General features: G+C 47.8%; 8 protein-coding genes. All 8 read left to right on the top strand.

Annotated features, from left to right (window positions below; all coding sequences use genetic code 11):
* Positions 1-730 (top strand): hypothetical protein (locus KDK18_RS01600; protein WP_257252705.1); only part of this gene is annotated, 730 nt, incomplete at its 5' end.
* Between the two features lie 237 nt (positions 731-967).
* Positions 968-1,690, top strand: a complete 723-nt coding sequence (locus tag KDK18_RS01595; RefSeq protein WP_257252704.1) for a sulfite exporter TauE/SafE family protein — start codon at positions 968-970, stop codon at positions 1,688-1,690.
* A 364-nt stretch (positions 1,691-2,054) separates the two neighbouring features.
* On the top strand, positions 2,055-3,086 hold the full coding sequence (locus KDK18_RS01590) for a methionine ABC transporter ATP-binding protein (protein WP_257252706.1): 1,032 nt from the start codon (positions 2,055-2,057) through the stop codon (positions 3,084-3,086).
* Positions 3,076-3,732: a methionine ABC transporter permease gene (locus KDK18_RS01585; protein WP_257252703.1), complete on the top strand. Its 657-nt coding sequence runs from the start codon at positions 3,076-3,078 to the stop codon at positions 3,730-3,732. Before KDK18_RS01590 ends, KDK18_RS01585 begins: the two co-directional genes overlap by 11 nt.
* An 83-nt stretch (positions 3,733-3,815) precedes the next feature.
* A complete protein-coding gene (locus KDK18_RS01580) occupies positions 3,816-4,634 on the top strand; it encodes a MetQ/NlpA family ABC transporter substrate-binding protein (RefSeq protein WP_257252701.1) in 819 nt (272 codons plus the stop codon).
* A gap of 285 nt (positions 4,635-4,919) precedes the next feature.
* Positions 4,920-5,555 (top strand): glutathione S-transferase N-terminal domain-containing protein, encoded by a 636-nt coding sequence (locus KDK18_RS01575; protein ID WP_257252699.1) that lies wholly within the window; start codon positions 4,920-4,922, stop codon positions 5,553-5,555.
* 323 nt (positions 5,556-5,878) lie between these two features.
* On the top strand, positions 5,879-6,340 hold the full coding sequence (locus tag KDK18_RS01570; protein WP_257252698.1) for a ClpXP protease specificity-enhancing factor: 462 nt from the start codon (positions 5,879-5,881) through the stop codon (positions 6,338-6,340).
* Positions 6,341-6,460: 120 nt separating this feature from the next.
* The gene (locus KDK18_RS01565) at positions 6,461-6,733 is read left to right on the top strand and encodes an NADPH-dependent FMN reductase (RefSeq protein WP_257252696.1); all 273 of its coding nucleotides are present in this window, start codon (positions 6,461-6,463) and stop codon (positions 6,731-6,733) included.
* Positions 6,734-6,746 lie beyond the last annotated feature (13 nt).

The following is a 6,746-nucleotide window of genomic DNA, read 5'->3' as shown; positions in this document are numbered from 1 at the left end:
GCATGATCTTTATCATGCAGTACGAGCCAGCATGTTAAGAAATGCTGATATCGATTTAATCGTTGCCGTTGCCGATGTTGTGAGAAAAATTAAAATGGCCTTCCACAATGAGTACATTCAGGTAAAACAGGATTTTCAGCAGAAGAAAGCGTGCTTTGAAAGCTCTATTTCCAAATACCCGCAGGAACAACAAGACCAAAAGATAGAAGAATGGCAGGAGTGTGAGAAGTCGGCCAAAAAAACGCTGGAATATCTGAAGTCTACCAGAAAAGCCCTGGGCCAACTGGCATTTAACCTTGAAGATCTTGAAACCCATTTACCAACGTGGGACATACATCGGCATAACTATGATGAAAATCGATTCATACATCACTTATCAAATATTTTGTTTCAGTTGAACAGTTCTTTGGGAAAAACGTGGAGTGAGTTACTGAGTGAAACCGATGCAGGTATTGTTGGTCAGTGCGTTATTCCGATGATTTCCGGTAATTTGTCTAATCCCCGGAAAATGTATGATCATTTCTGCCGCACGATTGATAGGGTAGTAAATTCTGCTGGCAAACAACATCTCTCAGAAACGCAGAAACAGGAATACGTAGCCAGAAGTAAAAAGTTCATTGAACCGCTGAATCCATCGGTAAAGCTGGACCAATCACAATGGCCGACTTTCCTCCGGGGAACCATGATAGGTGATAAGCGGGTGCTCATTCCAAGCTCTGGACTTGGTTAATGAACAAATGAAATCATGCAATTTATTGATTTTTTTGATTAACTGCGGCAGTCAGGTTCAGGTTGGAGGTAACGACAATTACCTTTCATTCTGTAGAAAGCATTACAGGGAGTTGTTTGGAAGATAAACGTCTTTTGTCGTGATACGCCTTTTATGGGTATAAATGACAGTAGATTCTTTTCATAGCAAACGGTTATATTTATATCCCCTTTCGATATTTGATGTTTCAGTGATGTTATGGATTTGAGTCTGTACCCGCAACTAATAGCCATGCTCGTTGTCTTCCTGGGGGCTCTGATCCAGGGCATGGTCGGTTTTGGTATGGCGGTGGTGGCCGCACCTATTCTCTATATCGTTGCACCCTCTCTGGTGCCGGCTACCCTGATCTGCATGGCTATGTTCCTTTCTCTCCTGACGGTCAGAAAGTATCGGGGGGCACTGGATTTGGCAGAGATGAAGTATGCTGTGGCTGGCAGAATTCCGGGTTCACTGCTGGGAGCTTATCTTTTGGCAGTGGCCTCCAGAGAGCACATGAGTCTTTTTATTGGTCTGGCTGTGCTGATGGCCGTTTTTGTGAGTCTGTTTTCTGTAAAGATTCGAGCGACTAAATCCAGCTTGTTTGTCGCTGGTGTTGTTTCTGGTATCACAGGCACAACATCGTCTATTGGCGGGCCTCCGGTAGCCCTGGTCATGCAGAACGAAACCGGTGACAAAATCCGGGCCAGCATGTCCATTTATTTTGTTTTCAGCAGTACTATCTCACTGATATTTCTATCAGTAGCAGGCATGGTGGGTCTTGATGACTTTAAAGATGCCCTGATGCTGCTTCCAGCTGTATTGCTGGGGAGTAAAACCGCTTCCCATGTATCCCCCCGAATTGATCAAAGAATTATGCGCCATGCCTTGCTGGTTCTTTGCAGTATTGCTGGTGTCAGTGCTATTGCTTCGGGTGTTCGCTAGTTGATCTTTGAGGCCATGCTTCCGCTTACATTCCTGCTGGGAAAGCAGAGCAGTTGACTTTGGTTTTTTTGTCGTTTAGGCTTTTGAGGAATGCGCTGATTTGTCTTGGCTTGCGGGCGCTCTAGAAATACGGCTAAAAGAAGGGGTTATGAACGCATTCATGAAAAACCACTCTGTTTAGCACAGAGTGGTTTTTTTTTGGTCGTGAAAAAGAGGTCGCCTGGCGGACCTCAAGGCTGTAATCCGAGTCGACAGCATGACCAGCTCCCATTGAAAACCATCAAGGTAGACGAATTGAGTGAACTGACTGAATATACCTCAGTCGGCCATGACCTGATTGTATCTGAATCAGGCAGGAGTAATGATGATAGAACTGAAAAACCTTACCAAGGTGTTTAAGGTAGGAGGTAGAGAGCTTAAGGCGCTGGATGGGATTAACCTCACTGTGCCTGAAGGATCAATCTACGGTGTGATTGGCTCAAGCGGCGCTGGCAAGAGTACGCTGATACGTTGTGTCAATATGTTAGAGCGTCCCGGTTCGGGCCGGGTCATTGTGGACGGGCAGGACCTCACTCAGTTGACCGGGAAAGAACTGCGTCTGGTCCGCCACAACATTGGCATGATTTTCCAGCACTTCAATCTGCTGTCGAGTCGAACTGTTTATCAGAATATTGCTCTACCACTGGAACTGGCCGGTGCCAGTTCACAAGAAATAGAAACGGCGGTGATTCCCCTGCTGGATCTGACCGGTTTGAAAGAAAAGCGGGACAGCTATCCTTCTCAGCTTTCAGGTGGTCAGAAACAGAGGGTGGCTATTGCTCGCGCCCTGGCCAGTAAGCCAAAGGTTCTTTTGTGTGATGAGGCAACTTCTGCGCTTGACCCTCAGACCACACGATCCATTCTTGGACTTTTGAAGGATATTAATCGTGAGTTGAAGATCACAGTGCTGATCATTACTCATGAGATGGATGTTGTTAAAACGATTTGCGATCGAGTTGCCATACTAAGCCATGGTCAACTGATTGAAGAGAATGATGTCGAATCCTTCTTCCTGAATCCAAAAACGGAATTGTCCAGAGAGTTTGTTTGCAGTGCTATCCACCAAAAGCCGGCGGCTGAAGTGGAAAGCCGCTTTCAGTCAGAGCCGACCGAAGGCTCAAGGCCGGTTGTAAGGATTACCTTTGTAGGGCGTCGGGTGGTGGAGCCCTTAATTACCCGGGCGGCAAGGCAGTTTGGTACTGATTTTGTGATTCTGCAAGCCGACATTGAAACCGTTCATGGTAAGTCCATGGGCTTTCTGATGGTAGAAATTATGGGCGAGGAGTCAGATGTTGAGGCTTCCATGACGTTCCTCAGGGATAATGTACAGGTGGAGGTAGTGGGTTATGTCAGCTGATTCCTGGCTTCTTCTGGGGAAGGCACTCTGGGAAACCCTTTACATGACAGTGGTGTCTGGTGGGCTCAGTTTTCTCTTTGGTATTCCGCTTGGTGTGTTGCTATATATTACCAAGCCCGGTCGTATTAAAGAAAATGCGGTTTTGAATTCAGTGCTGGGTGCTATCGTCAACGCTACACGTTCTGTGCCTTTTATTATACTGCTGGTGGCGATCATTCCCCTGACTCGCCTGCTGGTGGGAACCTCCATCGGGACAACAGCTGCGATTGTGCCACTGACCCTTGCAGCTATCCCATTTGTTGCTCGCATTGCTGAAGGCGCCATCAATGAAGTACCTTTCGGACTGGTTGAAGCAGCCCAATCCATGGGCGCAACACCTTTGCAGATCGTCAGTCGGGTATTGCTGCCTGAAGCGCGCCCCGGCCTGATTAATGGTATGACTATTACTCTGGTGACTCTGGTCAGTTACTCGGCCATGGCAGGTGCCATCGGTGGTGGAGGTCTTGGTGATCTGGGCATCCGCTACGGCTACCAGCGTTTTGATGGCGTCATCATGCTCGCCACTGTTGTGGTGCTTATTGTGCTGGTGCAGCTGATACAGAGTATTGGTGACCGTTTGCAAAATTATTACGACAGAACTCGCTGATTGTTTGCGAATTTAAATTATTGAATGGGGCAGGCTGTTTCAGTGGTTTGTCCAATGTGACTGGCTGAATGGAGAAGTGAAGAATGTTTGCAGTCAATAAATTAAAGTCACTCGCAGTTGCGGCGCTTGTGGCGGGCGGTGTCCTGTTGGCGGGATGTGGCTCTGAGAATGCCTCAGAAGGCCCTTTGAAAGTGGGTGTTATGGCGGGGCCGGAAGCTGACGTCATGAAAGTGGCCGCTGACATTGCTAAAAAAGATCACGGTGTAGATGTTGAGTTGGTTGAGTTTTCTGACTACGTTTCTCCCAATGTGGCTCTGGCTGACGGTTCTATTGATGCTAACGCCTTCCAGCACAGGCCGTATCTGGACAGCATGATTCGTGATCGTGGCTTCAAGCTGGCAGCTGTTGGAAATACTTTTGTCTACCCGATTGGCGCGTACTCCAAAAAAATCAAAGATATCAGTGAGCTTAAAGACGGTGCCAAAGTAGCGATTCCTAACGACCCAAGTAACGAAGGTCGTACGCTAATCCTTTTGGACAAAAAGGGTTTCATCAAGCTGAAAGACATTAATAATCTGGAAGCGACACCGGCTGATATTGTTGAAAATCCAAAAAAACTTCAGTTCATCGAGCTGGATGCTGCGCAATTACCCCGCTCTCTGGATGACGTTGATCTGGCTTTCATCAACTCTACCTACTCTGTGCCAGCAGGGCTGTTGCCAGAGCGTGACGCACTGCTGGTAGAAGGTAAAGACTCTCCTTATGTCAATCTGATTGTGGCGCGCGAGGACAATAAGAATGATCCCCGCATCAGGGCTCTGGTCGAGTCTTACCACACTCCGGCAGTGGAGGAGAAAGCCAGGGAGCTGTTTAAGGGGAGTGCGGTTCCTGGCTGGAAGTAATTGGCTTTTCTCATAAGCGTATTAACAGCTTCTGAGACAACTTGTTGGTTATAGCGGGTTTTGAATATTTATTCAGGTTTTCGGGTTGTTCTTAGAGTTATTGTCCCCTTGTGTTACGAAAGTTTCCAGGGTCTCTATTCCGCAGGGCGTAAAGTTTGCTAAGATAACCCGTTATTTTATTGTGTCGGCCCGTCAGGCCAGCATTGCTCGTCCGATTTATGGGATCGAATGAGTAGGCTGGCTCGATTGGGAGCTCATTTCCTTTGCATGAGGCGGGGGTATTTCATGGCTGTAGTTGCCAAAAAGTCATCCATGATTTTTTTCTCGGATCCATCTGACCACTACTGTCACAGGGTTCGTATTGTTCTGGCCGAAAAAGGGGTCGCGGTAGACATTCAGGATGTAAATCCTGAAAATCTGCCTCAGGAACTGTCTGATCTCAACCCGTACAATAGTCTTCCAACTCTGGTCGATCGTGAGCTGGTGCTTTACGAGCCAAGCGTCATGATGGAGTACTTGGATGAGCGTTTTCCTCATCCTCCTTTGTTGCCCGTTTATCCGGTCAGCCGTGCCCAGAGTCGTCTGATGATGCACCGCATCCAGAAAGACTGGTGCAGCTTGGTGGATATCATTACGGATCCAAAAACCAAAGAGACGCCTGCGGCCCGTGCTCGTAAAGAGCTTCGTGAAAGCCTGCTCTCCGTAGCGCCTATTTTTGCTGAAAAGCCATTCTTTATGAGTGATGAATTCACTCTGGTGGACTGCTGTGTAGCCCCAATCCTTTGGAGGCTGTCAGCGATGGGTATTGAACTGCCCAGGCAGGGGCAGGCTATCCTGGATTATGCTGAACGTTTGTTTGAGCGTGAGTCCTTCAAAGAGAGCTTGTCTGAAATTGAAAAAGAGATGCGTGACACTCTTTGATTTGAGGTGGATCCCGGCAGTATGACTGCCGGAATTTAAGAATCTGGCTAAGCAGCCATGAGCTAAGAGTGTCGTTGAATCTCTGGTTGACAGATGGTTTTTCAGCTCTTGGCATATTAGAAGTTTTCTCTGTTTCAGAGGGTGTCGAAAAAGTGCTGCGCTTTGCCGTTGAGGTGCTAAAAAGTAGCTTTGCCCCGCTTCGGCGATACCTCTTTTCTGGAGAGGGTTAAAGGACTTCTTCTATATTGGCTATTGATGGTGCGAAGGATGAGTTGGCCTGGGGTCAGGCAGCCGTCGGAAGTTAGCCTGGATGGAGACAGATTATGACAATGACCAGCAGTCGTCCTTACATTACCAGAGCCTTGTATGACTGGATTCTTGAAAATGACTGCACCCCATACATCCTGGTGGATACTGCCAGGAAAGGGGTCGAGGTACCCAGAGAGTACGTTAAGGACAATCAAATAGTCCTTAACATTTCCCCTGCAGCGGTGCGTGCCATGCATATGGGAAATGATGTCATAACCTTTGATGGTCGCTTTGGCGGTGAGGCGTTGACCATAGTGGTTCCTGTAGAAGCATTGATGGCCATCTATGCCCGCGAGAACGGGCAGGGTATGGTGTTCGAAGTAGAGCCCTTCGCTGAGTCGGAAGAGGTAGGGGCTTCTCATCTTGAATTGGAGGCTGTATCAGGTCCGGAGTCTCAGGAAACACCACCTGCAAAAGAAGAGGAGTCCAAAAAAAACTCCCCGCAAGTCTGGCAAGCCACATCTGAAAGTCGTTAAATAGGTCGGAGTTTAAATCTCTGGGCTTGGCCTTTCAGGTCAAGCTGGCTTCGCTTCGGTGGAATATTTTGGTTATTATTTTCTTGTACTTAATAATCGGAATGGTTGAAAGAGGTTTTGATGAACCTGACAATTGTTAGTGGAAGTCACCGCAGGGAATCCCAGAGTGTTCGTATCGGTCGTGTCCTCAAGGAGCGTGCAGAAGCGTTGGGGCTCTTTGATCAGATTGATCTTCTTGATCTGGCAGGAAATCCTCTGCCGTTGTGGGATGAGTCCATCTGGTCTGGCAATGAGGAGTGGAAGTCTCTTTTGGCTCCCTGGAGGGCTACATTAAGCGCTAGCAGCCTGTCAGACTTAAGGCTGTCCTACTGCGGTTGCAATAAATTGGTCTAAAAATTCCTGCTTC

This window comes from Endozoicomonas sp. SESOKO3, from assembly GCF_024606255.1.
This window is presented reverse-complemented; position numbering and strand designations above follow the sequence as displayed.

Excerpts from the sequence above, each read along its gene's own strand:
- KDK18_RS01595 (WP_257252704.1), top strand. The coding sequence starts at position 968 with ATGGATTTGAGTCTGTACCCGCAACTAATAGCCATGCTCGTTGTCTTC.
- KDK18_RS01590 (WP_257252706.1), top strand. The coding sequence starts at position 2,055 with ATGATAGAACTGAAAAACCTTACCAAGGTGTTTAAGGTAGGAGGTAGA.
- KDK18_RS01585 (WP_257252703.1), top strand. The coding sequence starts at position 3,076 with ATGTCAGCTGATTCCTGGCTTCTTCTGGGGAAGGCACTCTGGGAAACC.
- KDK18_RS01580 (WP_257252701.1), top strand. The coding sequence starts at position 3,816 with ATGTTTGCAGTCAATAAATTAAAGTCACTCGCAGTTGCGGCGCTTGTG.
- KDK18_RS01575 (WP_257252699.1), top strand. The coding sequence starts at position 4,920 with ATGGCTGTAGTTGCCAAAAAGTCATCCATGATTTTTTTCTCGGATCCA.
- KDK18_RS01570 (WP_257252698.1), top strand. The coding sequence starts at position 5,879 with ATGACAATGACCAGCAGTCGTCCTTACATTACCAGAGCCTTGTATGAC.
- KDK18_RS01565 (WP_257252696.1), top strand. The coding sequence starts at position 6,461 with ATGAACCTGACAATTGTTAGTGGAAGTCACCGCAGGGAATCCCAGAGT.